The sequence below is a fragment of the Streptosporangium sp. 'caverna' genome (genome assembly GCF_003203775.1).
GTDB classification, from domain to species: Bacteria; Actinomycetota; Actinomycetes; order Streptosporangiales; family Streptosporangiaceae; genus Streptosporangium; species Streptosporangium subroseum.
In genome coordinates, this window is sequence record NZ_CP029711.1 from 9,729,239 (window position 1) to 9,753,983 (window position 24,745).

At 68.7% G+C, this 24,745-nt stretch carries 26 protein-coding genes, 1 tRNA gene and 1 pseudogene; 13 read left to right on the forward strand and 15 right to left on the reverse strand.

What is annotated here, in order from left to right; all coding sequences use genetic code 11:
- The first annotated feature begins 1 nt into the window (after position 1).
- Both DKM19_RS41805 and DKM19_RS41810 read left to right on the forward strand, forming a co-directional pair.
- Positions 2–886, forward strand: coding sequence for a helix-turn-helix domain-containing protein (locus tag DKM19_RS41805; protein WP_110703839.1), 885 nt, complete (start codon positions 2–4; stop codon positions 884–886).
- 105 nt (positions 887–991) lie between these two features.
- Positions 992–1,333 (forward strand): YciI family protein, encoded by a 342-nt coding sequence (locus DKM19_RS41810; protein ID WP_110703841.1) that lies wholly within the window; start codon positions 992–994, stop codon positions 1,331–1,333.
- A 266-nt stretch (positions 1,334–1,599) separates the two neighbouring features.
- Here the strand turns inward: DKM19_RS41810 and DKM19_RS41815 are convergent, their stop codons facing one another.
- The 3 genes from DKM19_RS41815 to DKM19_RS41830 form a co-directional block, all read right to left on the reverse strand.
- Entirely contained in the window at positions 1,600–3,069 is a 1,470-nt protein-coding gene (locus DKM19_RS41815; protein WP_110703843.1) for a condensation domain-containing protein, read from the reverse strand.
- An 882-nt stretch (positions 3,070–3,951) separates the two neighbouring features.
- The gene (locus DKM19_RS41820; RefSeq protein ID WP_162642155.1) at positions 3,952–4,770 is read right to left on the reverse strand and encodes a VC0807 family protein; all 819 of its coding nucleotides are present in this window, start codon (positions 4,768–4,770) and stop codon (positions 3,952–3,954) included.
- Positions 4,771–4,819: 49 nt separating this feature from the next.
- Complete coding sequence (locus DKM19_RS41830) at positions 4,820–5,287, reverse strand: NAD(P)-binding protein (protein WP_110703849.1); 468 nt, start codon at positions 5,285–5,287, stop codon at positions 4,820–4,822.
- A gap of 86 nt (positions 5,288–5,373) precedes the next feature.
- On the opposite strand from DKM19_RS41830, the gene DKM19_RS41835 reads away from it, so the two are divergent.
- On the forward strand, positions 5,374–5,901 hold the full coding sequence (locus tag DKM19_RS41835) for a MarR family winged helix-turn-helix transcriptional regulator (RefSeq protein WP_110703851.1): 528 nt from the start codon (positions 5,374–5,376) through the stop codon (positions 5,899–5,901).
- 457 nt (positions 5,902–6,358) lie between these two features.
- On the opposite strand, the gene DKM19_RS41840 is transcribed toward DKM19_RS41835, so the two are convergent.
- Positions 6,359–6,907: a MerR family transcriptional regulator gene (locus tag DKM19_RS41840; protein WP_110706364.1), complete on the reverse strand. Its 549-nt coding sequence runs from the start codon at positions 6,905–6,907 to the stop codon at positions 6,359–6,361.
- A 10-nt stretch (positions 6,908–6,917) separates the two neighbouring features.
- Complete coding sequence (locus DKM19_RS41845; RefSeq protein ID WP_110703853.1) at positions 6,918–7,778, reverse strand: SDR family NAD(P)-dependent oxidoreductase; 861 nt, start codon at positions 7,776–7,778, stop codon at positions 6,918–6,920.
- 708 nt (positions 7,779–8,486) lie between these two features.
- On the opposite strand from DKM19_RS41845, the gene DKM19_RS41850 reads away from it, so the two are divergent.
- Together DKM19_RS41850 and DKM19_RS41855 are read left to right on the forward strand one after the other, a co-directional pair.
- The gene (locus tag DKM19_RS41850; protein WP_110703855.1) at positions 8,487–9,155 is read left to right on the forward strand and encodes a Type 1 glutamine amidotransferase-like domain-containing protein; all 669 of its coding nucleotides are present in this window, start codon (positions 8,487–8,489) and stop codon (positions 9,153–9,155) included.
- 465 nt (positions 9,156–9,620) lie between these two features.
- Positions 9,621–10,796: a PQQ-binding-like beta-propeller repeat protein gene (locus DKM19_RS41855; protein WP_110703857.1), complete on the forward strand. Its 1,176-nt coding sequence runs from the start codon at positions 9,621–9,623 to the stop codon at positions 10,794–10,796.
- 242 nt (positions 10,797–11,038) lie between these two features.
- Here the strand turns inward: DKM19_RS41855 and DKM19_RS41860 are convergent, their stop codons facing one another.
- Positions 11,039–11,485: a hypothetical protein gene (locus tag DKM19_RS41860; RefSeq protein WP_162642156.1), complete on the reverse strand. Its 447-nt coding sequence runs from the start codon at positions 11,483–11,485 to the stop codon at positions 11,039–11,041.
- A 208-nt stretch (positions 11,486–11,693) separates the two neighbouring features.
- Between DKM19_RS41860 and DKM19_RS41865 the strand changes: the two genes are divergently transcribed.
- The gene (locus DKM19_RS41865) at positions 11,694–12,200 is read left to right on the forward strand and encodes a hypothetical protein (RefSeq protein WP_162642158.1); all 507 of its coding nucleotides are present in this window, start codon (positions 11,694–11,696) and stop codon (positions 12,198–12,200) included.
- A 99-nt stretch (positions 12,201–12,299) separates the two neighbouring features.
- On the opposite strand, the gene DKM19_RS41870 is transcribed toward DKM19_RS41865, so the two are convergent.
- Positions 12,300–12,887 carry a DinB family protein gene (locus DKM19_RS41870; protein WP_110703863.1) on the reverse strand — a complete coding sequence of 196 codons (588 nt, stop codon included), beginning with the start codon at positions 12,885–12,887 and terminating at the stop codon, positions 12,300–12,302.
- Positions 12,888–13,190: 303 nt separating this feature from the next.
- Between DKM19_RS41870 and DKM19_RS41875 the strand changes: the two genes are divergently transcribed.
- Complete coding sequence (locus tag DKM19_RS41875) at positions 13,191–13,646, forward strand: hypothetical protein (protein ID WP_162642159.1); 456 nt, start codon at positions 13,191–13,193, stop codon at positions 13,644–13,646.
- Positions 13,603–14,328, forward strand: coding sequence for a hypothetical protein (locus tag DKM19_RS41880; RefSeq protein WP_110703867.1), 726 nt, complete (start codon positions 13,603–13,605; stop codon positions 14,326–14,328). The genes DKM19_RS41875 and DKM19_RS41880 overlap by 44 nt, the downstream gene beginning before the upstream one ends.
- 78 nt (positions 14,329–14,406) lie before the next feature.
- On the opposite strand, the gene DKM19_RS41885 is transcribed toward DKM19_RS41880, so the two are convergent.
- The 7 genes from DKM19_RS41885 to galU form a co-directional block, all read right to left on the reverse strand.
- A tRNA-Ala gene (locus DKM19_RS41885) sits at positions 14,407–14,483 on the reverse strand.
- Between the two features lie 58 nt (positions 14,484–14,541).
- On the reverse strand, positions 14,542–15,273 hold the full coding sequence (locus tag DKM19_RS41890) for a hypothetical protein (protein WP_162642161.1): 732 nt from the start codon (positions 15,271–15,273) through the stop codon (positions 14,542–14,544).
- A gap of 124 nt (positions 15,274–15,397) precedes the next feature.
- Positions 15,398–16,051 carry a GNAT family N-acetyltransferase gene (locus DKM19_RS41895; protein WP_110706365.1) on the reverse strand — a complete coding sequence of 218 codons (654 nt, stop codon included), beginning with the start codon at positions 16,049–16,051 and terminating at the stop codon, positions 15,398–15,400.
- Between the two features lie 180 nt (positions 16,052–16,231).
- Complete coding sequence (locus tag DKM19_RS41900) at positions 16,232–16,705, reverse strand: molybdenum cofactor biosynthesis protein B (protein ID WP_110703870.1); 474 nt, start codon at positions 16,703–16,705, stop codon at positions 16,232–16,234.
- Positions 16,706–16,730: 25 nt separating this feature from the next.
- A complete protein-coding gene (gene moaC / locus DKM19_RS41905; RefSeq protein ID WP_179282546.1) occupies positions 16,731–17,201 on the reverse strand; it encodes a cyclic pyranopterin monophosphate synthase MoaC in 471 nt (156 codons plus the stop codon).
- Positions 17,202–17,227: 26 nt separating this feature from the next.
- On the reverse strand, positions 17,228–18,415 hold the full coding sequence (glp, locus tag DKM19_RS41910) for a gephyrin-like molybdotransferase Glp (RefSeq protein WP_110703874.1): 1,188 nt from the start codon (positions 18,413–18,415) through the stop codon (positions 17,228–17,230).
- Between the two features lie 23 nt (positions 18,416–18,438).
- Positions 18,439–19,338: a UTP--glucose-1-phosphate uridylyltransferase GalU gene (galU, locus tag DKM19_RS41915; protein WP_110703876.1), complete on the reverse strand. Its 900-nt coding sequence runs from the start codon at positions 19,336–19,338 to the stop codon at positions 18,439–18,441.
- Positions 19,339–19,362: 24 nt separating this feature from the next.
- Here galU and DKM19_RS41920 point away from each other — a divergent pair, with 24 nt between their 5' ends.
- The 3 genes and pseudogenes from DKM19_RS41920 to DKM19_RS53150 form a co-directional block, all read left to right on the forward strand.
- Positions 19,363–19,944, forward strand: coding sequence for a 5-formyltetrahydrofolate cyclo-ligase (locus DKM19_RS41920; RefSeq protein ID WP_110703878.1), 582 nt, complete (start codon positions 19,363–19,365; stop codon positions 19,942–19,944).
- A gap of 514 nt (positions 19,945–20,458) precedes the next feature.
- Positions 20,459–21,964: a potassium/proton antiporter gene (locus DKM19_RS41925; RefSeq protein WP_110703879.1), complete on the forward strand. Its 1,506-nt coding sequence runs from the start codon at positions 20,459–20,461 to the stop codon at positions 21,962–21,964.
- 367 nt (positions 21,965–22,331) lie between these two features.
- A pseudogene (locus DKM19_RS53150) lies at positions 22,332–22,472 on the forward strand (FmdB family zinc ribbon protein); the annotation flags it as partial.
- Positions 22,473–22,486: 14 nt separating this feature from the next.
- Here the strand turns inward: DKM19_RS53150 and DKM19_RS53155 are convergent.
- Complete coding sequence (locus tag DKM19_RS53155) at positions 22,487–22,747, reverse strand: hypothetical protein (RefSeq protein ID WP_369990923.1); 261 nt, start codon at positions 22,745–22,747, stop codon at positions 22,487–22,489.
- Between the two features lie 257 nt (positions 22,748–23,004).
- Between DKM19_RS53155 and DKM19_RS41935 the strand changes: the two genes are divergently transcribed.
- Together DKM19_RS41935 and DKM19_RS41940 are read left to right on the forward strand one after the other, a co-directional pair.
- The gene (locus DKM19_RS41935) at positions 23,005–23,814 is read left to right on the forward strand and encodes an S-methyl-5'-thioadenosine phosphorylase (protein WP_110703883.1); all 810 of its coding nucleotides are present in this window, start codon (positions 23,005–23,007) and stop codon (positions 23,812–23,814) included.
- A gap of 302 nt (positions 23,815–24,116) precedes the next feature.
- A complete protein-coding gene (locus DKM19_RS41940) occupies positions 24,117–24,722 on the forward strand; it encodes a flagellar biosynthesis protein FlgA (protein WP_239513886.1) in 606 nt (201 codons plus the stop codon).
- The last annotated feature ends 23 nt before the right edge of the window (positions 24,723–24,745 follow it).

A 24,745-nucleotide genomic window follows, 5' to 3' on the forward strand; every position in this document is an offset into this window, starting at 1 on the left:
TATGGTCGAGAGTGTGAACCTGATCGGCGAATACCTGCGGGCCCGGCGCGAGCTGATCCGGCCCGAGGATGTCGGGCTGCCCGACAACGGCCATCGGCGCGTGCCGGGGCTGCGACGGGACGAACTGGCCATGCTCGCCGGGATCAGCACCGAGTACTACACGCGGCTTGAGCAGGGCCGCGACCGGCGCCCCTCTCCCCAGGTGCTCGATGCGATCGCCCGCGCGCTCGGCCTCGACGAGGACGCCACCGCGCACCTGCACGCGCTCGGCACCCCGCAGGAGCCTCGGCGGCGGCGTCCGGCGCGGGTCCGGCCAGGTGTGCAGCCCCTGCTTGATGCCTGGCACGGCACTCCCGCCTACGTCCAAGGGCCGTTCCAGGACGTCCTGGCGGCCAACCGTCTCGCCGTGGCGTTGTCGCCGGTCTTCACCCCGGGCAGCAACATTCTTCGTTCGGTGCTGCTCGACCCCACCTCGCAGGAGTCTCTGCCCGACTGGCAGAACCGGATCGGCAGCCTGGTCGCCGCCCTGCGGGTGATGGCCGGTCCGGACGTCAACGACCCGCGCTTGACCGACCTGGTCGGCGAACTGTCGGTGAAGAGCGAGCTGTTCCGCCGCCTCTGGTCGCGCCACGACGCCAAGCCGCATCCGGGTGGTGGTGTGCACCACCTGCGCAACCCGATCGTCGGCGACCTCGAACTGCACTACGAGAAGTTCGCCGTCACCGGTGCCGACCGGCAACTGCTCGTCGTCTACCGCGCCGAGCCGGGCTCGCCGAGCGCCGACGCCCTCGCCCTGCTGGGGTCGCTGCCGGAGGAATTCACTCCTCGCCGTCCCCGCACACCGGATCGAAGCGCGTCTCGAAGCCACGCGCGTCCTGCTCACTGACCGTCGGATGCTCCGGCCTGGGCGAACCTCACCTCCTGCCCGGTGCCGCCAGGCGATCCGAGGAGCACCTCGACGATGTCACCCGGCGCACGGCAGGATCGAGGGATGACGCATTTTCTCATCTCCTTCCCCAGTGCCGCCATGGTGATCTCGGACGAGGATTTTCCTGACGTGGTACGCGACTCCCACGCGGTCATCCAGGAGGCCAAGGATGCCGGCGTGTACGTCTTCGGCGGCGGGATAGACGAAGACGTCGATCCCGTCCTCGTGGCCGGTGACGGTACGGTGACGGACGGCACCTATCCGCAGACCACGCAGTTGAACGGCGGGTACACCATCCTGGACCTGCCCTCCCGCGAGGCGGCGCTGGAGTGGGCGAAGAAGATCGCGGCCTCCTGCCGCTGCTCGCAGGAGGTCCGGGCGTTCCGGTACGACCCGCTCGCCTGACGGCGCACGGCCACCCCCGTGCCGTCCACGTACCCCGCCTTCTCACACGCGGGCGGTGCGACGCGGCCGGTCGGCGTCGATGCGGTCGAGGAGGTCCTTCAGGGCGTCGCTTGACAGCCCCCGGATCAACAGAAGTTCCTCCCTCGTTAAAGCACCCCCGCGGCCCTCGTCAAAGCACCCCGCGGCGAGTTTCAAAAAGCGCTCTCACGGTGACCGAATCCGGTGAGATCCCACGCGGGCGGTTCGGGTCACCGCGCCGGTCGTTTTCAGTCGACGGCCCGCACGTAGTCGCTGGGTGCGACCACTCCGTGGCGTCCTTCGCGCAGGACCGCGTCGACCACCGCCTTGGCGGCCGCAGCGACGTCGGTGTCGCGCCCGACCTGGGCGATGAGCTCGTCGCCGACGACCTCGATCCGCGCGACACCGAGGCCAAGGGCAAGGTCCACTGCCGCCTGGACACCGGCGAGATCGACCCAGCACGAGCGGGCACATACCCAGCCCGGCCCTCGTTCCGCCGGGGGAATGCCGAAGTCGGCCGGATCGACATCGCCGTCAGCGGCGGCGATGATGAGCCGCTCGACTCCGCCGAGGATGCCGGCGGTCTCGCCGGCGGTGGCCAAGCGGGCATCGAGGCTGAGTCCGCAGCCGAGCTTGCCCTCCAGTCGGTAGACGTCGAACCCCACGGGGGCGTCGAACACGTGGTCGCCTATGCCGGGTTCCACGCCGGCTCTCGGCAGGATCGCACGCGAGTGGCCGGTCGTGTTGTTGACGACCACGTCCCGGTGACAGCGCATGCCGCGGGCCCGTTCTGCCTCGCCCTTCGCCTCGGACAGCCGAACCGGGTCGTACCGGCCGTACTTGTAAGCCGCCAAGGCCGCGGCGTCCGTCTGGGAGACCGACCGCAGGAAAGAAGGCGACGCGGTGAACGGGATGATCGTCTCCTGGGCCACCGTGCCGACGTAGTCGCGCAACTCCGGGGAGAAACGGTTGTTGCACAGGCAGTTCAGCTGGCATCCCGGGGCTCCGGTCCAGTTCGTCAGGAGCGCCGCGAACGCGGCCATCACGACCGCCAGCGGCCGCACACCCGTATTCGCCGCGATGTGGGCCACCGCCTCCGCGGCGGGCCCGGAGCCCAGCAGGACGTGATGATGGCCGCGGGCGTCGGGAAAACGGAAGGGCAGACCGAGCGCGCACAACGGCTTTTCGGCCACCTGGCGGGCCCAATACCTGACCGAACCCTCCAGCCGGCGCTGCCCGGCCGGGGTGAGTTCGTAGGTGGCACGGTCGGCGGGATGGTACGCGGCGGGAGGAAGCGATCGGTTCGCCAGCAGGGCGGCGAGTTCGGCGCGCAGAATCGTCATCGCCAACAGGTCTGCCGCCACATGCGACACGTGCAGGACGACCAGGAACGGAGATCCCGACCGGGTTACCACGCTCGCCCTTATCGGAAAGTCGGCGGCTGGATCGAAAGCCCGGCCGGGCGAGAACCAGCCCTGATGAGTGCCCTTGGCCTCGATCACCTCGGCGACGAGCGTGCCCGACGCGTGCACGAACTGCTCCCCGTCCCGTAAGAGGGTCCGCAGCGCCTCCTGGCGACCGATCAGCGCGCCCAGAGCCGCACCGACCGCGTCCATGGTGCTTCCCCGGGGCACGCGCACCATCGTTGACAGGATGTCGGCCGGCCCCGGCAGGTCCGGACTGATCCACTCCAGCACGTTCCTCTGACCGACCGTCATGGGCCACCGCCCCGATCGGGGACCCGAGAAGCAGACCTTCAGGTCATTCACCTCCGACCGCTACCGGTCATCGCGGTCTGCCTCGCACCGGGGCCGCACAGAACCTGGCGCGTGTTCCCCGAGAGTCGCCGGCGTGTAGTCCGGCCGAGAGCGATGGTCCTGGCGAGTCGACCCGCCACGGCCGAATTGCTCGTTCAAGCCCACCCCTTCGCACCCATCACGTTGTCATCGAGACGCACGCCGATATGGCACCCGACCACGTTCTCGGCTCGAGTTCCGTATTGAGATTCGTCACCGATCGGCCCTCTCCCGACCTCGGTGGGAGAATGGTAAGGAGCGCCATTGGGGGCGTCAATATGTTAAGCAATATTCAGTTTTTTCTCTTTTCGGCCTCGGTCCGACACTTCCTCGATTTAGCCCCATGAGGCAAGAAAATCGGCCGGTGCAGGCATAAAAACCCCAGGAATCGGCTTCACGGCCGTTCGGAGATTGACATTTCTCAATCAAGCAGTCGAACGGAATCCTGTCATCCATTCTCGAACCAACTCAAGAACGGCTCCTGGTGGGGTGTTCATGAGTAGGGATGGCCTGGGGAAACGGAGGGGCTGAGAAGATCGCTTCCCGACGGGGCCAGTCCGTCTCTGCGAGGGGCCGATCGGCCTCCAGCCGCTCGGTCTCGTACGCGCGCCTCCCTCGGCCACCGGTGGGCTGACACCCCCGAGGCAGAGAACCACCGCGAGCTCGACGGCGCCGCCACGCCCGCCGGTGAGCCGAACCCTGTGGGAACACCCACCTCAACGGCCGCCTTCTGCCCGCTGAAGGGGATCACGGTGCCAGAGCGGTGGAAACGATGTCCGCCATCCACGCCCGCTGTGCGCGCTCTCACCGACACCCCGATACGGAATCGCCGGCCGGCGGTTTCGGCAACTCGGCGTCGAGCAAACGCTCGGCTCGGGGTACCGCGAGGCCGCGGCCGGCTGCGAACCACAGCCCGATCAGCACGAACAGGGGAAGCTGGGAGGTGAGGGACGACTGGAGCACATCTCCTGCCGGGCTGCCGTAGATGATCACGACGCGCAGTACCGCGTCGGCGAGCAGCACCGCTCCGAGACCGGCGGTCATCGCCCGGTAGAGCATCCGGAACCGCCGTGAGTTCCGCCATGCTCGCTCGAACGCCTCGGCGCGCGCCGGGTCACCTTTCGAGGCCACGGGCTTGAGGGCGACTCGCATCAACGGCCGGTCCGACCACGTGGTCGCCAAGACGAAGACTCCTGCGACGGCGACGTAGAACGAACTCCGGGCGAGCGCGAAGCGCGCGTCGCCGCTGATCGCGGTCAGCACGACGCCGACCGTGACCTCTACCAGCACCAGTAGGGCGAAGCCGTCGATCGGGTGTCCGGCCTTACCGCGTATTCGAGTTCGCAGCAGATCGGCGACGACGACCGCGCCGGAGGCAACCGCGCCCGCCACCATGCTCGCGGTGCTGCCGAGGCCCGCGAGATAGCAGCCGGCGATGGCCACGGTGGGCACGAGTGCCACGACCACGGCCAGCCTCCAACGGAACTCCCCGGATTCGACTCGACCGCCGATCGCCTTCCCGGTCAGAAGGGTTCCGCCGATGGCCAGCCGCACCGGGGCGGGCATGCCGGTCGGCGCGAGGGCGGCCAGGACCAGCGTCGGAAGGAGCAGATCGACAGCCATATTCGCGATCATTATGACGAAATACATGGCTTTACGCCGTGCACTGATTTCAGGCATGGGACGCTTCCCGGGCTCCGTAACTCGCCGACCGTTCAAGGGCCGCACCCGCTGTGATGCGCATTTCGGTGTGGTAGCGGGCGATCGATGCGACCCGTCTCCCGAAGCGAACCCGGCCCGCGAGGCCGTCGGCGAGCACCCGCCGCAGCGTTCCCCCGCTGACGGCCCCGGGCGACGGCGGCGTCTCGTTTCGCGACAGCAGTCGCCGCGTGGGCGAATACAGGTACGCCCCTGGGTCGCTCTGGCGGTGCAGCGTGCGCTCGTACGCCTCGAAGTGCGCGTCTGCCAAACATGCCCGCAACGCGTTGTGCCCGGCCGCGTTGACGTTGATTCGACGGCCCAGACCGACGTCGCGGAACCCGTCCTGCGCTTCGACTACCTCGACGTCCACCCCCGACTTGTGCAGTCCTTTGGCCACGCACAGCCCGCCCGGTCCCGCCCCTACCACCACTACTCGCACCTGGCCTCCTGGTTCGACCGCCTAAAGCCTTCGACAGTAAGTCTCTTAGCAACAAAGATAACTAGAAGCTAAGGTACATTGAGAAGGTGACGCAAGACGCACCTGCCGACGGTCAGGCGGCCGCGCTGCTCGGCCGCGAGTTCGCGACGGCGATCGTGGTGTTCCACGAGGCGGTCGGCAGACTGATGGGGCTCAGCTCGGTCGAGCGAAAGTGCATCGACGTGCTCCAACGGCTGGGACCGGTGACGGCCGGAGCGATCGCGGAACACACAGGCCTGACCACCGGCGCCGTAACCGGTTTGGTGGACCGGCTCGAGACCGCCGGCTACGTTCAACGCGCACGTGACCCGCACGACCGTCGCAAGGTCGTCGTACGGCTACTGCCGAACGAGCAGATGGATGCGCTGATGGCCGCCGCGTTCGGGACATTCGTCGAAGACATGACGGAGATAACGACCAGATACAGCGACACCGAGCTCTACGCGATCACGGACTGGATACGCAGAACCACCGACGCGCTGGTGGCCAACACCCGCAGAATCATGAGTCTCGACGCGCTTGGAGCCGACCCGAGCAGCTCTGCCCATCCGGGTCGGCCGAACATCCGCCGCTGACGGCCGCGGACTGCGATCTCCTCCGAACTCGAGGGAATCCTTCCTCGTCGCCGCAGCCGGATGCTGCACGAACCGGGCAACCTCGACCGCATGGTCGATACCGCGATGACCCGTCCTAAATTCCGCCATCGCGCCTCGGGCGGTCGAGGAGAAAGTGGAAACGGTCGCAGCGTGCTAGATCACGCGAACGAATTCACCGCTCCTGGGGATGAGCCCCAAGTGATGATCGGCAACGTCGTCACTCAAGTAGTCACCCGGCAATGCAGAAGGCCGTTCCCGACTGCTCGGAAACGGCATCTGACCTGGTAGGGAGTTCACGAGTGCAGTTGAACTTGGAGAATGTGAGGCCTTGAAGATCGTTTCCCAGCGGAGAAGTGATCGTTTACCGCGGGGGCTGTGGCCGGAGATCGGAGGGAGGCCGGACTACCGCTGGCAGCCCGGCGAGCGTCGGCGTCCCTCACTCTGCCGGGAGTGCCCGTCGCAGCGGCTCGTCCGGCAGCGCCGTGCGGTCGGTACCGGTGGTGGCGCCGAGGGCCTGAACGTCCGGCCCGGTCGAGCCCCCGTACGTGGCGATCTTGTATTCGACCGCCGTGAGGGAAAGGGTCAGCTCACGGATCCGGCGGCGGATGGTGTCACGATGTTCGACCAGCACGTCGAGCCGCTCCGGCACCGTGTGCCCTCCGGCATCGACGAGCGAGATGTAGTGCTGCAGGTCACGCATCGGCATACCGGACAGCCGCATCCGGGTGAGGAACACCAGGCGCCGAACCGCTGCGGCGTCGTAGACGCGATGACCATTACCGTCGCGGGCCACCTCGACCAGCCCGGCCCGCTCGTAATAGCGCAGCGTGTGGGGCGAGATGTCGAGGAGGTCGGCAACCTCGGCGATCGTCATCGTCTCGGGCAGATCAGCCAGGTCGGCGAGGCGGTGGATCGCCTCGACCGACAGCGGACCGGCGTCCCCAAGCGCTTCGAGCGCCCTGGTCATCAGATCGTCGATGGCCATGACCACGAGCCTAGATGGGCCGTACCGATGCGGAGACACCCTCGAAGTCGGCGCTGCGGGCGGTCTCGGCCCACCGCTCGACCTCGTCCAGGCCGCGCCGGTAGGCACGCGAGATACGCTCGACCGCCTCGCGCCCGAGCGGCAGCCGCAGCGGCACCTCGTCGCCGTGCGCGAGGGACACGATGATCTCGGCCGCCCGCGCCGGGTCACCTTCCTGGCGGCCGTCGGTCCCGGCCATGTCCGCACGGACGTTGGCGAGCACGTCACGGTAGGTCGCGGACGGCTCGACGAACTCGAGCACGTCGCTCCCGTTGAAGCCGGTCCTGAACCGGCTGGGCTCGACGAGCATCACCCGGATCCCGAACGGCGCGACCTCCCCGGCCAGGGCCTCGGACCAGCCTTCGAGGGCGAACTTCGACGCGGAGTACGCCGACACGCCGGGGAACGACGTCCGCCCACCCTGGCTGCTCATCTGCACGATCGTCCCGGTGCCCCGCTCACGCATCGTGGGCAACGCCGCCCGGACGAGCGCGGCGGGGCCGAACAGGTGCAGATCCATCAACTCGCGCAACTGCGCGTCGCCGACCTCCTCGACCGCTCCGACCACGGCCCGGCCCGCGTTGTTGACCAGCACATCGAGCCGACCGAAGCGGTCGAGGGTGTCGCGCACGAGGTCCGCGGCCGCGGCGATGTCCCGGGCATCGAACTTCGCGATCAGGCAGTCGTCCGGGTACTTGGCCCCCAGATCGGCCACACTCTCGGGCCGGCGCACCGCCGCCACCACGTGGTCGCCCGCCGCGAGCGCCGACTCCGCCAGCGCGCGTCCGAACCCGCGGGACGCGCCGGTGATGATCCAGGTCTGTGTCGTCATGGCGGGGACGCTATGCGTTCGAGCGCGCTCGAACGCAAAACCGAAATCCCTGAAACGACAAGATCCCGTCACCTTCGGTCCGGCCGTTTCAAGAACGGCCCCTGGTGGAGATGAGGGGATTCGAACCCCTGACCCCTTCGATGCGAACCCCGGTGGGACGCACCGTTTCCGATCAACGGATGCCGTTCGGTGTCGTCAGATGCCACGACGATGACGTCCATCTGTCTCGGCTGCGCTCCCGTGTCAGCGGATTCGCTGACTTTTCGCTGACTCCGCCCAGCCGCCCGACCTGGGGCGACCATGGCTACGGGAAGCCGCGTTTCTCGCGGTCGGCACGAATTTGTCGGCCTTGTACGCCATGATCGGCGCTCGTACTAGTACATCCCTCTCAAGGAGTGCCATGGCCGTCACCGACAGAGCCGGATAGTCCGGCATGGGCTGGAACGGCTGGACGCATCTCGCTCTACTCCATGCCCAGCTCGACGCGGGCGCCGACCCGAATTCGGGAACAGACTTCCATGGACGCCCCCTCCACCAAGCAGCCGAGCGCGGCTCGCCTGAAGCGGCTCTCGCGGTGGCCGCCCGGTCAGCCATGATCCAGAGCTCTGAGAACAGCTCAACACGACCGAACACCGCGTCAACCTTCCTATGCACCGATCTCCCAGCTCTCGACGAGAGCGTCATGACCGCTACGTACAGGAGGCAAGCGTGAAGCTTCTTCTCACTTCCGCCGGCGTCAAGAATCCGAGCATCCACAGCGCGCTGGTCGACTTACTGGGCAAACCGATCGCCGACTCCAACGCCCTCTGCATCCCCACCGCCGGCTACGGGCACCCCCAGAGCGGTCCCGGTGGGGCATGGAGTTTCATCAGCGGCCGGTCCTCCACCCCCATGTGCGAGCTGGGCTGGAAGTCCTTGGGAGTGCTGGAACTCACCGCGCTGCCCAGCATCGACGAAGCACGCTGGATCTCCTGGGTCCGAGAGACGGACGTCCTGCTGGTGAACGGCGGCGACGCCCTGTACCTGTGCCATTGGATGCGGCAGTCCGGGCTGGCGGATCTCCTGCCGTCGCTGCGCGAGACGGTCTGGGTGGGACTGAGCGCCGGAAGCATGGTGATGACCCCACGTATCGGAGAGGACTTCGTCGGCTGGCAGCCGCCCGCCGGGGGCGACAGCACACTGGGCATCGTCGACTTCTCGATCTTCCCGCACCTGGATCACGAACTCCTGCCGGAGAACACCATGGCCGAGGCGGAAAGATGGGCGGCCGGAATCCCAGGCCCGGCGTATGCGATCGACGACGAGACCGCCATCAGAGTGACCGAGGGCACCGTCGACGTCGTGTCCGAGGGGCACTGGAGGCTGTTCTCCTCCTGACACCAACAGGGCTCGCACAGTGGTCGCCGGCTTTTCGCCGATCCCGGTCCGCGAAAGTCCTTCGGAGGCCGTACGCCCCCGGAGGACGAAGTGACCTCATAGCCTCTGAGCAGCAAAAAGGCCCGGCTCCATGATCTGGAACCGGGCCTTCCGTCTTGTGGGATGTTCACGAGTGGGTGTGACCTGGGATGCAGTAGGGGCCTGAAAGATCGCTTCCCGAGACCGGCATGATCGTTGCCCAGGTTGGATGGGGGGGCTCGTCTCGACGCAGCAGGCTCGATCGTCGGTTCCGCGGCCGACGAGGACGCCGATGGCCGTGGGGGCGCGGGTCCACAGCAGGGACTCCGGGGGCAGAAGGATGCGGAACGGAATCTGGTGTAAATGAGGTTCCCGCACGTCAGCAGGCTTTCGAACGGACTTCGTTTTTGCCGCATTCATCGCATTGAAGGGCCATGCTAAGCCCTTATGCGGTTGATCCAGATCATGTCATGCGCCGTCGTCAGCATCCTGCTGCTGCTCGGCCTCGTCGGCTGGCCCGGCGAGACCATGACGCGAATGGGGAACTCCTCCTATCCCTGGCGTCCGGCGGGATGGGGGACGCCAGGGATCGACGTCCTCGGTAGGGCTCCCTTCGCGGCCGAGGTCTACGGTGACGTGGCGGTGGACCGGCGGCGGGGCCTGCGTACCGAGAGACTGGTCGCAGAGCGGATCACGGACGGATCCACGGCCTGGCTGTACGAGAACGGCTGGGCCGACGACTCGTTGGGGCCCGTCCGGGTGGACGATCGCCGGGTCGCGGCCATCTGGCGCGATGGCCGGGTCAGCCTCATCGACGTACCGGACGGCCGCATCGTCTGGCAGGCCGACCTGCCGGCAGGCCCGGGCCACGAGGCCAACCGGGCCTACGACGAGGAATGGGCTGCGGCCTGGGAGATCTCCGTGGCCATGGACGGCTCCGTTCCCCTCGTGGTGGTCCTGCACGACGGCCGGCTCGACGTGCTGGACGGCCGCACGGGGGCGATCCGCTGGTCCAACCCGCCTGACTCGTCCGCTTCCTGCCCTATAGAAAAATCCGGCCTCGGAGTCCGCAGCGCGGGCGAGACCGTACTCGCCTTCCGGCACTGCGCGGGCGAGGAGTCGAACGTCGCGCTCAGCGCCGCGGACGGCAGGCGGCTGTGGGGGTTCGACGGTGGAGAGCTGTGGCACGCGCGTGCGCTCGGTGCCGATCGCCTGGCGTCGGTGGACGACAACGGTGCTCTGGTCGTCCGCAGAGTTCACGACGGGAAGGTCCTCTGGCGCGCCTCGTCGGCGGGGCTCAAAGACAACTCCTACGGGGAAGCGATGGGGGTGTCGGACGAGTTGGTGACCGTACGCTCGGAGACCGCGGTGGCCGCCTACCGTATCGTCGACGGCCAGGTCGCCTGGCGCCGCGCCCTGGGCGGTGCCAGGGACCACACCGTGCTGACGGACGGCGTGGACGCCTACGTCGCCGAGGACGCGACGACGCTCGTCAAGCTCGACGCCCGCACGGGACGCATCATCGACCGGCACCGCTTCGAGGACGACATCGCCCCGCGATGGATGCGCGACGGACTGGCCGGGATCGGCGTGGGCACCGGCGACGACGTGGTGATCGGCTGACTCGCCCGCCGGTATGTGCCGGGCGCGTCGTTGATGTGGGGATCCGGTGCAAGGCGGCTGGGGCGTGAACCCGGGCATGGCTCTGGCTTCGTTGCGGAAGTTGTGGCATGAGCAACTAACAACCCTTGAGTTCCTCCTGGCTTCTCAGGTCTCCTTAGCCGCAGGACCTGGGGCTTATCACTGACAGCGCTCTGTGCGCGGCATACATCGGCGTGGAACCGGGAGGTCGTGCATCGTGGGGTTCAGGGCCCCTCGGTCCAGATGTACCAAGGGCCCTTAAAATGCTCGTACCAGGCCTCGTCCGGGCCCGGTACCCGATCCGGAATGTAGGCGAAGCCGTAGCTCCGCCAATCCATCGTAAGCGAGGTGACCATGAACCTCGCTCCCCTGGGGATCTTCTCCACGCGATTCACCCGATACAGGCCCCGCCACCGATCACGGCCATCGTCGTCGTCGCGCACCGACCGGGCGTAGCGCTCCAGACTCGACTCCGACAGGGCAAAGCGCGCGCGAAAGGGCGCGTCGACCGTGACCAGCAGCACGGTGCCCAGCACCAGTACGAGTGGGACGAACATCCAGGGCGCCCGCCCCCGCGCGCCTTCACCCAACAGTGCGGACCAGGTGATGGCGAGCGCCAGCCAGTACAGCGCCAGCAGCAATGCCCAGTAGGACAGGCCGGGAGTGCTCACCTCAAAGAGCGTCAGGAGCGAGGCGAGCCCGATAGCGCCGGTGAAAATCAGGGCGAGGGGGTGCGAGTCAGGCGCATGGTGCGATCTTGCCTGAAGGTGAGACGCAGCGCAGCGCCCCAGCGAAGGACAAGAAGTGCGTCTGGATCTCTCCCCTTAGTGACTGCCAGTGCTTTGCCGTTTACAGTGTGGAGCTGCAGGACTGCATGACGTGAATGCAACACGTGAGGGTGACTGCTTTGTCTTCAGGGAGACGATGGTGACGTCGCTGCTGGAACGCTTGGCCCGGGCCGAGAGGTCCGCACTGCAGCAGGTGGATGAGCTGCGAACGCGACTGGCTGAAGCCGAAGAGCAGGTCCAGCGGTTGTCCATCACCCGGCAGACCCTGACGTTGCTCGCGGATCACGACGGTGAGGACGAAGGCAGGGACGCCGGAGAGCAGCCCGGCCTCGACCCCCATGATCCGGAGGGTGCGACATCGCCGTTGCCTGCCTTGCGCGGCTGGCGGGAGCAGGCGGTGGCGTTGCTGGCCACGGCGGAGCGACCGATGCGGGCGAGGGAGATCGTGCAGGCGCTGGGCAGGCCGGACACCCGTTCCCAGGTGGAGGGAATGCGGTCCCGCCTGCAGCGGCTGGTGACCGACGGGTGGTTGCGACGCGATGGTTCTACGCGTGAGTTTTGGTACCGGTGCCGTGTGAGCCTTGGTACCAGCGTGTAGCCGGGCGGTGACGGGTCAGCGAGTCTGGATACCACTGCCCAAGTTGTGCGGAGGTGAACCGTGGCCCCCAAGGACGGGGCCACGGTGGCGCGATTGTGGTTAAGCCTTGATTGGTGCGGCCGCCCTGGCGGTCAGTTCGATCTTCGCGCAGTAGGCTGCACGGGCTTCCTCGTCGATCTGCTCCTCGTATTCGGGGCGCAACCCGGTCCGGCCGTCGAGGCCCTCGCGCAGGATATCGGCGTGCCCGGCATGCCGGGTGGACTCGCCGAGGACATGGACCATGATGGCGAACAGGTTCGTGTGCCAGGCCGGCGTCGACTCCGGCCACCACGGCACGTGGCCGGGGGCGTCGAGGGGAAGCTCGTTGATCGTCGCGTCCGAGTGTTCCCACGTGCGCCGGTAGAACCCGATGATCTGATCGCGGGTCTCGTCCTCGGTCGCCCAGTGGCTGCCGTCGGAGTCCTGCCACCGGGGCAGGGATTCCGGGGAAGGGCGGTCGAAGACCTCGCCGAAGTACCTGGCCTCGACGGTGGCCACGTGTTTGACCAGGCCGAGGAGGTTGGTCCCGGTCGCTGTCAAAGGTCGGCGGGCGTCGTATTCGGACAAGCCGTCGAGTTTCCAGAGCAGCGCCTTGCGGTCCCGCCGCAGTCTCTCGTGCAGGTTGTCTTTCGCGAAATCGTCGATCATGGGTCGCGATTCTGTCATGCTGCGCCGGTGGGCTCAGGTTGCGAGCTGCCTGGCGTCAGACGATCGACGCGTTCGTCCTGACCGGCTGCACCGACCTGGCCCCGAGTTCGGCGCAGACCTACCGGGCCTGGCTGCGGCACATGCGCGCCACGCTGGCCTGGCTGGAACGCGGCGAGCAGGCGCCGCCGCCGATGAAAGCCCCCAAGAGGGTCAGCCCCGCCGTACTCGCCGGCCCAGCTCGGACGCCTGCGCGGCTGGGCCGAACACCTGCCCGGCCAGGCCAGAGGCGACGCGCTGGCGTTGATGGCGCTCGCCTTCGGTTGCGGTCTGACCTCTGGGGAGGTGGCCGCCGTCCGGACCGGGCATCTGCGTCGCCTGGGCTCTGGCGCGATCGTGGTCACCGTCCCCGGCACCCAGCGGTTGATCGTCTGCCGCGCCGCCTGGGAGGACGTGCTGGTTCACGCCGCAGACCGGCCCGGCGACGCCTTCGTCTTCCGGCCCGGGCGCGCCGCCCGGCACTCCAAGAACCTGTTCAGCTCCTGGACGGCCTGCCACACCCCGACCGGCGGCCTGCCCGCCTTGTCGGTGCGCCGGCTGCGCTCCTCGTGGATCGTCGAGCTGTTGAGCGCGAGGATCGATCTGGCAGTGGTGGCCGCCGCGGCCGGGATGAGCGCCTCCGCGCTGGCCCGCTACCACCATTTCGTCCCAGCTTTGGATGAGCCCACCGCGGTCGCGCTGCTGCGCGGCCGCGCCCTATGAGCACGGCGAAGCCACGCGCCTGGCCGCCGCGCACCCCCCGAGCCCGGACCATCCGACCCCGCCCTCCCGCCCTCCCGCCAAGCAACCGGCGCAGGTCCCCGACGCCGTCACCACCTTGAAACCCCTGACCGCGCTCGACTTCCCCGCCGCCTTCGCCGTCGTCGACCGCGCCTACACCGATCAGCAACCCGCCCACTTCGCCCAGCCCGCACGCGAGCTCGGCTACCGGCTCGCACTCGATTACAAAGTGGATCAGCGGGGAGTGCAGGGCAGCGCCCACGGCGCCCTGCTCATCGCCGGCTCCCTGGCCTGCCCGCTGATGCCCGCCAAGCTCGCCCGCGCCACTACCGGCCTGGACGACGCTGCCATCCGCACGCCGTCGGAAGAACTCACCGCGTTGATCGCCGCGCGAGAGCCGTACTTGCCGCGTCTCAAGCAGAGCGCGAACGCAGACGGCGCCATCCGCTCGACCGCTCGCCGCTCACGGGCCGGAGCAGGCCACCACCCGTCCCATAACCCGCACTTCAGATCACCGTGTCGCAGCACCCAGCCCGAAGCCGGCATCGCCATGGCCAGCGACGCGAACTCCGACCTCCACCAGCGCCCTGACACCACCCGGGCCTTCCCGGACACCTGCTCCGCAGCTCCCAAACCAGGACGACCCCGGTTCGGAACTCCCTGAAACGACAAGATCCCGCCTGATCTCGATGATCAGACGGGATCCCGTCAACTTCAGTCCGGCCGTTTCAAGAACGGCCCCTGGTGGAGATGAGGGGATTCGAACCCCTGACCCCTTCGATGCGAACGAAGTGCGCTACCGGACTGCGCTACATCCCCAAGACGTGGACTAGATTAGCAAACTTCCCGGGGCACTCGCGCCATACGGCGCCGGTTGTCAGTCTCCAACCGCACGGCGGGGCATCTCGGCGTACTGGTCGAACAGCTCGTCGCGGTGGGCATCCAGGTCGATGATCTCCGCCACGGGTCGCTGGGCTTCCAGCTCGATCAGCTCGGCGGCCCGCCTGCGGGCGCGCTTGGCGCGCTTCACACGGGCCTGAACGGCGGCTCTGCGCCGCTCGGCGTCGATCTGGACCGATACCCGCAGGACCGCGAGATAGGCGCCCAGAAGGACCACGGAGGGCGCCACGCCCCACCAAGGGATCACCTGGACAGCGGCCGTCACCACGGAGGCGAGAAGCAGCAGCGTGCACCAGAACGTCAGCCGTCGGCGCTTGGCCACCTGCAGCGCCCGGCGGCGATGCATGGCACGACGGCGCTCCGCGGATTTTCTGGCTGTAGGCTGCCCGCCCGGGGTTCGCGCGGGCCGGGGGTCGGACTGGGTCTCAGACTCGACCTCGGACCGGGACTCGGACTCGGACCAGGACTCAGACCGGAACTCGGCCTGGGTCGTCTCAGGCGAGGACATGGGCATGGGCATGGGTGCGGACAGGGTGTCGGCCATCGCGGCGGCGGACTCCTCGTCGACCGCCTGCTCATCCGCCCCGTACGGCTCGGCGCCCTCGTGGGCGTCGGCCATGACGGTCTTGTCCCGGCGCAGCCACATGGGCACGAGCACGCACAACCACATGACGACGATGGCCAGATAAAGGAAAACACTGCCGCTCACGGCCACCTCCGGGCAGCATGAAGACGCCTGTGGTCTCCTGGCGTCCTCAATGTGCTCATGTCACGCACCGTAAGACCGCGTGTCACTATTTGACGAGCATTCGATGCGGTGTGTCGCCAGATCTTCAAACCTCTTCGTGGGGAGCTCCACCGTGGGCCGCCGATTCACGGGCCCGCCGCCACTGCACCAGCAGCCCTCGTGGCGCGTCCTCGACCGTGAGCGCGTAACAGATGTGATCGCGCCAGGCGCCGTCGATGTGCAGATGCCGGCGCCTGATGCCTTCCTCCCGGAAGCCGAGTTTTTCGACCACTCTGCGGCTCGCATGATTTTCCGGACGGATATTGGCCTCGACGCGGTGCAGCCCGGTGGTGAAGAAGCAGTGGTCCACCGCCATGGCCACTGCGGTGGGGGTGATCCCTCGCCCCGCCAGGGCACCGTCCACCCAGTAACCGATCTGGGCCGACCTGGCCGAACCCCAGACGATGGCGCCCACGGTGAGCTGCCCGGCGAAAACGCCCTGGTAGGTGACGACCCAGGGCAGCGCGAGCCCCTGCCTGGCCTCCCTGCGAAGGGTCCCGGCCATCGAGATGTAGGGGCCGAGGCCGGTCTTGAACAGGGGGGTCTCGGGATTGCTCGGCTCCCAGGGGCGGAGCCAGTTTGCGTTACGCAGCCGCGATTCCCGCCAGACGCGCACGTCTCGCAGCCGCAGCGGCCGAAGTCCCACCGGGCCTTCCGTCAGGGTCACCGGCCAGCCACGAAGTCGATCCACATCATCCATCATCCCCCCAAGACACCTCAGCGTGCCACGGAGTAGGTAAGGCGTCTCAGCGAGGGTGTTCTTCCACACCGGCCGGAGCCGGCGGGACACCCCGGCGAGGGTGATCCCCCACACTGAACGGAGGCGACAAGACACCCCGATGAAGGCAGCCCCACGTCGAGCGGAATTCGGCAGGACATCTCAGCGAGGATGGTCTCCCCCACGGATCTGGTCCACGGCATGCCGGAGGACGGGCGAGAGTACGGCCATGCCGTCCCGGACCCCGCCCGAGGAGCCCGGCAGGTTGACGATCAGGGTGTTGCCCGTCTGCCCGGCGAGCCCGCGAGACAGGATCGAGGTGGGCACCTTGTCACGGCTCACCTGACGAATGGCCTCGGCGATGCCGGGAATCTCCCTGTCGATCACCCGCGCGGTCATCTCCGGGGTGAGGTCCGCCGGGGTCAGGCCGGTGCCGCCGGTGGTAACGATCACGTCGTATCCCTCGGCCACCCCGGCCCACAGCGCCGACTCCACCGGAGCTCCGTCGGGAACCACCCGGGGACCCTCCACGTCACATCCGGCCTCCGCGAGAAGCTCGACCAGCAGCTTCCCGGATTTGTCTTCGTATATACCGGCGGAGGCCCGGTTGGACGCGGTGATCACCAAAGCTCTCATGCGGACATTCTCCTGATCGCGGCGGTTACGGACGGGTCCAGCGGCCCGTCTTGCCGCCGGTCTTCTCCTCGACCCTGACGTCGGTGATCACAGCCGCCGGATCCACCGCCTTGACCATGTCGATCAACGCGAGGGCGGCGACCGAGACCGAGGTCAGCGCCTCCATCTCGACCCCGGTCCGGTCCGCGGTCCTGACCAGGGCGGTGATCTCCACGCCCTCGTCGACCACGACCAGCTCGACCTTCACGCCGTGCAGCGCGATGGGGTGACAGAGCGGGATCAGGTCGGGGGTCCGCTTGGCGCCCATGATGCCGGCGATCCGCGCGGTCCCGATCGCGTCACCCTTGGGGATGTCCCCCGACCGCAGCAGGGCCACGGCCTCGGCGGACAGCAGCACCCTGCCGGTGGCGCTCGCCGTACGGACTGAGACGTCCTTGGCCGAGACGTCCACCATGCGCGCCGCGCCGGTCTCGTCGATGTGTGTGAAACCGCTCACACGGGCTCCTTCCTCATCTCCCTCGCTCACAGCGGGATGACCTCCACCGTCGTGCCCTCGGGGAGTTCGGTGACGCCCTCGGGGACCACGATCAGGGCGTTGGCCGCGGCCAGGGCGGCGAACTGGTGGGAGCCCTGCCGCTGCACGGGGGAGACGGCGCCGTCGGCCGTCAGCACTCCACGCAGGTGCGACCGCTTGCCCTGGGGCGAACGGAGCGCGGACGTGGTCACCGCCCGCACGGTCCGCGTGGGCTCCGCGGGCAGGCCGCGCATCTTCCGCAGCGCGGGCCGGACGAAGACCATGAACGACACGAAGGACGACACGGGGTTGCCCGGCAGCGCGAAGAGCGGAACCTGGTCCTCACCCACCACGCCGAACCCCTGGGGCATGCCCGGCTGCATGGCGACGCGGTCGAAACGGACCGTGCCGAGGGGACCGAGCGCCTCCTTGACCGGCTCGTAGGCTCCCATCGAGACGCCGCCGCTGGTGATCACGACGTCGGCCCGCAGGAGTTGCGCGTCGAGCTGGTCGAGGAACCGGGTGGCGTCGTCGGCCACGATCCCGGCCCGATATCCCTGGCCTCCGGCCTCGCGGACGGCGGCGATCAGGGCGTAGCTGTTGGACTCCCAGATCTGACCGGTGCCCAGGGGCGTGCCGGGCTCGACGAGCTCGGCCCCCGTGGAGATCACCACGACCCGCGGCCGGGGCCGTACCAGCACCCGGCGGCGGCCGACCCCGGCCAGGACGCCGAGTTGCGCGGGGCCGATGGCGGTCCCGACGGGCAGCACGACGTCGCCGGCGTGCACGTCCTCGCCCGCCCTGCGGATCGCGTGCCCCTCCTGGACCGGGCGTGAGATCGTGACCCGCGCCGTGCCCCCGTCGGTCCACTCGACCGGGACCACGGCGTCGGCGCCCACGGGCATCGGGGCGCCGGTCATGATCCGCGTGACCATGCCGGGACCTATGACCAGCATCCGGCCGTCCCCGGCCGCGACGTCGTCGATCACCGGCAGCGTCACCGGTGCCTGCTTGACGTCCTCGGCCCGTACGGCGTAGCCGTCCATGGCCGAGTTGTCGAACGGCGGCAGCGGGATGGGAGAGAGGACCTCCTCGGCCAGCGTGGTGCCCAGCGCATGGTCGAGTTCGAGCTCGAGCGGGGCGAGCACCCGCACGGTGCGCAGGATCTCGGTGAGGTGCTCGTCGACCGATCTCATCGGGCTGACCCGACTTGTCTCGCTCATCGGGAGGCCAGGAATTCCTTCAGCCAGGGCATGAACTCGGGCGCCAGGTCGGGGCGCTCGGAAGCGAACTGCACCACCGTGCGCAGGTAGTCGAGCTTGTTGCCGGTGTCGTAGCGGCGTCCGCGGAACAGCACACCGTGGACGGGGCCGCCCTGGTCACTCCCGCGTCCGGCCAGGGTGCGCAGGGCGTCGGTGAGCTGGATCTCGTTGCCGCGGCCCGGAGGGGTGTTCTCCAGGACCTCGAACACGGCCGGGTCGATGACGTAGCGGCCGATGACGGCCCAGTTGGAAGGGGCCTCCTCCTGCGAGGGCTTCTCCACCAGGTCGGTCACCCGGACCACGTCGTCCTCGGAGGTGGGCTCGATGGCGGCGCAGCCGTACAGGGAGACCTGCTCCTTCGGCACCTCCATCAGCGCGACCACGCTGCCGCCGTAGCTGCCGCGCACCTCGATCATGCGCTTGAGGAGCTCGTCGCGGTAGTCGATCAGGTCGTCGCCGAGCAGGCAGGCGAACGCGTTGTCGCCCACGTGCTGCTTGGCGCAGAGCACGGCGTGGCCGAGACCTCGCGGCGCGCCCTGCCGTACGTAGTGAAGGGTCGCCAGGTCGGCGGGCTCGCGCACCTGGGAGAGGCCGTCGCCGTCGCCCTTCGCCTCCAGGGCTTCCTCAAGCTCGATTGCCCGGTCGAAGTGGTCTTCTATGGAACGCTTGTTCTTGCCCGTGACCATGAGGACGTCGAGCAGTCCGGCGGAGACCGCCTCCTCGACGACATACTGGATGGCGGGCTTGTCGACGATCGGCAACATCTCCTTGGGGGTCGCCTTGGTCGCCGGAAGAAAGCGGGTGCCCAAGCCCGCCGCGGGAACGACGGCTTTCGTCACAGCATCAAAGTCGGCCATGCCAAAACCTTAGTGGAGGGATCTGTGGACAAGCTGAAGTTGCGCTCCACCATCGAGGCGGCACGTGCTTCGATCCCGGAGGACGAACGGCATGCGGCCTCCGTCCAGATACGGGAGTCCCTGCTGGACCAGCCGTGGGTCCAGATGGCCGGGCTGGTCGCGTGCTACTGGTCGATCGGTACGGAGCCCGCGACGCACGGGCTGGTCTTCGCCCTGTGGAAGCACGGCACGACCGTCATCCTGCCGGTGCTCAGGGACGACAACGATCTCGACTGGGCGGTGTACGACGGACCGGACACCCTCGCCGCGGGCCGTTTCGGAATCATGGAGCCGGTGGACACCCGGCGCGGCGTCGACACGATCAGGACCGCCGCCCTGGTGATCGTGCCCGCCCTGGCGGTCGACAGGTCCACCGGGATCCGGCTCGGCCGCGGCGGCGGCTCCTACGACCGGGCGCTCGCGAGGGTCGGCCCGAACGTTCCGACGGTGGCCCTGTTGCACGAGGGCGAACTGCTCGACGGCGTCCCCGCCGAATCCCACGATCTTCCGGTCCGCTACGCGGCCACGCCCGGAGGGATCGTCCGGACCGCCCCACATCTCACATGACGTCCCACCGGACCGCTATGGAACGCGCGTAACGGCCTGCCGGTCCGCCTGGAAGGATTCCCGCCCGGGCACCGCACGCACAACGGAACGCGCGTGACGGCCCACCCGGGATCCCGCCCGGACATCAACACGCACAACGGCCCACCAGGCCGTTCGGACCGCCACGGAGCGCGCGACGGCCTGCTGTCGGTCCGCCTGGAGGGATTCCGCACGCACAACGGCCCGCCAGGCCGTTCGGATCGCCAGGCCGTTCGGATCGCCAGGCCGTTCGGATCGCCACGGAGCGCGACGGCCCGTCATCGGTCCGCCTAGGGATTCCGCACGCACAACGGCTCACCGGGCCGTTCCGACCGCCACGCCGGAGAGATCGTCCAGACCGCCGCGAAGCATGAGCGGCGACTCACCGATTCGCTACGCCGCCGCGCCTGGAGAGGTCATCCGGACGGCCACGGGGTGTGCATAACGGCCCAACCGAGTGCGACACAATGGTCCCCGGGGTCGGAGAGGGGGCCAGATGGAGCTGCATGTCTGGCTGCTTCTCGGTGCCGGGGTCGTCATCGCGGCCATCGTCGCGGTGCGTGTCGCCCACCGGAGCGGCCTTCCGAGCCTTCTGATCTTCCTGGGCCTCGGCGTGCTCATCGGCGAGTCCGGACTCGGGCTGCAGTTCGAGGATCCGCAGCTCGCCCAGCAGATAGGCCTGATCGCGCTGGCGATCATCCTGGCCGAGGGCGGTCTGACCACCACCTGGAGCCACGTCAAGGGCTCCATCCCCACGGCGCTGGTGCTGGCCACCGTCGGCGTCGGCGTGAGCATCGCGGCCGTCGCGATCCCGGTGCATCTGCTCCTCGGCATGGACGTACGGACCTCGCTCCTGCTCGGGGCGGTCCTCGCCTCCACCGACGCCGCTGCGGTCTTCTCCGTCCTGCGCCGTCTGCCCCTGCCCTCGCGCCTCTCGGGCATCCTGGAGGCCGAGTCCGGCCTCAACGACGCGCCCACGGTCATCGCCGTCATGCTGCTGAGCGCCAGTGCCTCGCCCAGTCTGGGAGGCGCGCTCTTCCAGGTGCTCTTCGAGCTGGTGGTGGGCACCGCCGTCGGCCTGGCGGTCGCGCCGCTCGGCGCCTACGCGCTGCGCCATATCGCGCTGCCCATCTCCGGTCTGTATCCGATCGCGGTGCTCGCGCTCGCGTTCGTCGCCTACGCGGGAGCCGTGCTCCTGCACGGCAGCGGCTTTCTCGCGATCTATCTGGCGTCCCTGGTCATGGGCAACTCCCGGATGCCTCACCGGGCGGCCTCCCGGGGCTTCGCCGAAGGTGTGGCCTGGCTGGCCCAGATCGGCCTGTTCGTCATGCTCGGAATGCTGGCCAGCCCCTCGGAGATGCCGACCGCGATCATCCCCGGCCTGGTGGCCGGGCTGATCCTGGTCGCGGTGGCCCGGCCACTGTCGATCATCGCCTCCACCCTTCTGGTACGGCTGGCGCGGATCGACCGGCTGAACTGGCGAGAACAGGCCTTCCTGTCCTGGGCGGGGCTGCGGGGTGCGGTGCCGATCGTGCTCGCCACCATCCCCTGGGCCGCCACCTCGGTCGATGACAGCGCCGCCAAGTTCGTGTTCAACGAGGTCTTCGTGATCGTCGTCGTCTACACCCTGCTGCAGGGGCCGACGCTGCCGTTCGTGGCGAAGAAGCTCGGGCTCACCACACCTGACGAGGCTCGCGACCTGGAGGTGGAGTCGGCTCCGCTGGAAGAGCTCAACGCCGACCTGCTCCAGGTCAGGGTGCCGCCGACCTCCAAACTGCACGGTGTGGAGATCTTCGAGCTGAGGCTGCCGACCGACGCCCAGGTGACATTGATCGTCAGAGACGGCCGGACGTTCGTTCCCGCCGACTCCACGAGGATCAGGATCGACGACCAGCTCCTGATCGTGACCGCCGCCGCCTGCAGGGACACCGTCGAGCGGCGGATGCGCGCGATCAGCCGCAAGGGCAAACTCGCCGGCTGGTTCGGCGAGATCGGCAACTGATCACGATGGGGACGCGCGGACTCCGGCTCTGGATCCGCGGGCTCTACCCTGGCAACGCTCAGGCCGCTGGGAACACTCGGGCTCCACTCCAGAAATACGCGGGCTCCACCCCTGCAATCCGCAGACTTCGGCCCAGGACGCGCAGGCCTCACTCCAGAATCACGAGCTCCAGCCCCGGAAAGCGCAGGCCCCAGCCCTGGAACGCGCGAGTTCCACTCCCGGAACGCGCAAGCTCCGGCCCCGGGGCGTACGGGCCCGGCCTCTGGAATGCGCAGGCTCCGACTCGCGTTTAAGCTTGTCGGCTGCGTACCATTAGCAGTCGCGCCACTAGAGTGCCAATCGGCGCGGACCATACGAGGAGGAGCGCGTGCCCACCTACCAGTACGCCTGCACTGCATGCAATAACCAGTTCGACATCGTCCAGAAGTTCTCCGACGACGCGCTCACCGAGTGCCCGAGCTGTGCGGGCGACCTGCGCAAGGTGTTCTCCGCGGTCGGCATCGTCTTCAAGGGATCGGGTTTCTACCGGACCGACAGCCGGGCCTCCTCGTCCAGCACGGTGAGTTCCGCGGCCTCGACGTCGACATCGACGTCAAGCTCCTCGGGCTCCTCGAGTTCGTCTTCGTCGGACTCGTCGAGCTCTTCGTCATCGTCGTCTTCTTCGTCATCGTCGTCGAAGGACTCCGCCCCCGCGAAGACGAAGGCCAAGAGCGGCTCGGCGGCCGCGGCCTCCTGAGCCCGGTCTCCTGAGCCGGCCTCCCCCGAACCGGTCGCCGCCCCCATTCACGCCCCAGAGGGCACTCCCGCGCCGGGCCTACCCCAGGGTTTCAGGGGGCTGCGCCCGGCACCCACGGTATGGCCCGAAGCCAGGGCCGGTGCCCGGCATTCACGATCACGGCCCCCTGCGGCGTATGGCAGATCTTCCTGCGGTGACCGAACGACCGCATAGGGGACGCCGTTATCCACAGGGCCTCGCTCCGATATCCACAGGACGCCACCCGGGCTCCTCGCAGCCCGCCCGTGGCGATAATCTCTGCGCCATGGTCACTCGCGCGGATATCGGGGTCATCGGCGGTTCGGGCTTCTACTCCCTGCTCGACGATGCCACAGAGGTCGAGGTCACCACACCGTACGGCCCGCCCAGCGACGTCATCACCGTGGGCCGGATCGGCTCGCGCTCGGTGGCCTTCGTGCCCCGCCACGGGCGCGACCACCACTTCCCGCCCCATCGCATCCCCTACCGCGCCAATCTGTGGGCACTGCGCTCCCTCGGGGTGCGCCAGGTCCTCGCCCCCAGCGCGGTCGGCTCCCTACGCCCCGAGATCGGCCCCGGCGCCCTCGTCGTCCCCGACCAGATCGTCGACCGCACCTCCGGCCGCGTGCAGACCTACTACGACGCCGGAGGCGTCGTCCACGTCGCCTTCGCCGACCCCTACTGCCCCTCCGGCCGCGCGGCGACCATCTCGACCGCCCGGTCCGCCGATTGGGATCTGGTCGAGGACGGCACCCTGGTGGTCATCGAGGGCCCCCGCTTCTCCACCCGCGCCGAGTCCCGCTGGTTCACCGCCAACGGCTGGTCGATCGTCGGCATGACCGGCTATCCCGAGTCGGTCCTCGCCCGCGAGCTTGCCCTCTGTTACACCTCGCTCTCCCTGGTCACCGACCACGACGCCGGAGTCGAGGCGGGCGAGGGGGTCACCCACGAAGAGGTCCTCGCCTTCTTCGCCACCAACGTCGCCCGCATGCGCTCCCTCGTCGCCGATGTCGTCACCGCCCTTCCCGAAGAACGCACCTGCCTCTGCGCCACCGCCCTGGACGGCCTCAAGCTCCCCTTCGACCTGCCCGACTGACCTCGCCCCGCCGTACGACGAGGCATCTCTCGCCCCGCCCTCTGATCTCGCCCCGCCCTCTGATGGGGCGCCTCTCGCGCGGTGACATGCCGGCCGCCCGGCGGTTCAAGGGGCTCGTCCCGCCTCTGAGGAAGCGCCTCTTGCCCCACCCTGTGGTGGGGCGCCTATTGCCCCGCTTCACGGTGGAGCGCCTCCCCCAGCGGCCGCTTCGCCTGCCTTCCGCCTCCCCGCCCGCCCCCACAGGGGGTGGGCATCCCATCACGGGCCCCGCGCCGCCCGGCTCCCACCCATTGGAGTCAGTCATGCGCGCCCTTCGCCGTCTCTTCGGCCGCCGCCACCGCCTCATCGCCACGGTCGTCGCCGCCCTGGCGATGGCGTGCGCCGTGATCGCGCTACAGCCGGACACCGCGTCGGTGACCGTTCTGGCCGCCGCCAGAGACCTCCACAGCGGCGTGCTGGACGCCGCAGACCTGAAACCGGTGGCCCTGCGGCCCGACACGGTCCCCGACGGCGCTCTGAGGCCCGGGGCGCCGATCGCCGGGAGGGTCCTGGCCGGTCCCATGCGCCGGGGAGAGCCCCTGACCGACGTCCGGCTGCTCGGCCCGAGCCTGCTGGCCACCCACGGCCCCGGAACGGTGGCCACCCCCGCCCGTGTCGCCGACCCCGAGACCGCGCGCCTGCTGTCCCCCGGCGACGTCGTGGACGTGCTCGCCGCCCCCTCCACCTGGGACGGCTCCGCTCCCGCGAAGATCGTGGCCGAAGACGTCACGGTCCTGAGCACGCCCGCCGGCGAATCGGACCGGGGCGCCCTCGTCGTGCTGGCCACCACCTCGGATCAGGCGATCGAGCTGGCCTCCGCCCAGGCCGGTGGACGGCTCTCCATCACCATCGGGTCTCACGCACGGTGATTCCAGGCCACCTGAGGGCCCTA

Bases quoted from the DNA above. Each gene is read 5' to 3' on its own strand.
- DKM19_RS41900 (WP_110703870.1), bottom strand. From the start codon at position 16,705: ATGAGAGCTTTGGTGATCACCGCGTCCAACCGGGCCTCCGCCGGTATA.
- DKM19_RS41855 (WP_110703857.1), top strand. From the start codon at position 9,621: ATGCGGTTGATCCAGATCATGTCATGCGCCGTCGTCAGCATCCTGCTG.
- DKM19_RS53155 (WP_369990923.1), bottom strand. From the start codon at position 22,747: ATGGGGGCGGCGACCGGTTCGGGGGAGGCCGGCTCAGGAGACCGGGCT.
- DKM19_RS41895 (WP_110706365.1), bottom strand. From the start codon at position 16,051: ATGGATGATGTGGATCGACTTCGTGGCTGGCCGGTGACCCTGACGGAA.
- DKM19_RS41840 (WP_110706364.1), bottom strand. From the start codon at position 6,907: ATGGCCATCGACGATCTGATGACCAGGGCGCTCGAAGCGCTTGGGGAC.
- DKM19_RS41815 (WP_110703843.1), bottom strand. From the start codon at position 3,069: ATGACGGTCGGTCAGAGGAACGTGCTGGAGTGGATCAGTCCGGACCTG.
- DKM19_RS41935 (WP_110703883.1), top strand. From the start codon at position 23,005: ATGGTCACTCGCGCGGATATCGGGGTCATCGGCGGTTCGGGCTTCTAC.
- DKM19_RS41940 (WP_239513886.1), top strand. From the start codon at position 24,117: ATGCGCGCCCTTCGCCGTCTCTTCGGCCGCCGCCACCGCCTCATCGCC.
- DKM19_RS41880 (WP_110703867.1), top strand. From the start codon at position 13,603: ATGAGCCCACCGCGGTCGCGCTGCTGCGCGGCCGCGCCCTATGAGCAC.
- DKM19_RS41925 (WP_110703879.1), top strand. From the start codon at position 20,459: ATGGAGCTGCATGTCTGGCTGCTTCTCGGTGCCGGGGTCGTCATCGCG.
- galU (WP_110703876.1), bottom strand. From the start codon at position 19,338: ATGGCCGACTTTGATGCTGTGACGAAAGCCGTCGTTCCCGCGGCGGGC.
- DKM19_RS41870 (WP_110703863.1), bottom strand. From the start codon at position 12,887: ATGATCGACGATTTCGCGAAAGACAACCTGCACGAGAGACTGCGGCGG.
- DKM19_RS41875 (WP_162642159.1), top strand. From the start codon at position 13,191: ATGGCGCTCGCCTTCGGTTGCGGTCTGACCTCTGGGGAGGTGGCCGCC.
- DKM19_RS41845 (WP_110703853.1), bottom strand. From the start codon at position 7,778: ATGACGACACAGACCTGGATCATCACCGGCGCGTCCCGCGGGTTCGGA.
- glp (WP_110703874.1), bottom strand. From the start codon at position 18,415: ATGAGATCGGTCGACGAGCACCTCACCGAGATCCTGCGCACCGTGCGG.
- DKM19_RS41810 (WP_110703841.1), top strand. From the start codon at position 992: ATGACGCATTTTCTCATCTCCTTCCCCAGTGCCGCCATGGTGATCTCG.
- DKM19_RS41820 (WP_162642155.1), bottom strand. From the start codon at position 4,770: ATGGCTGTCGATCTGCTCCTTCCGACGCTGGTCCTGGCCGCCCTCGCG.
- DKM19_RS41805 (WP_110703839.1), top strand. From the start codon at position 2: ATGGTCGAGAGTGTGAACCTGATCGGCGAATACCTGCGGGCCCGGCGC.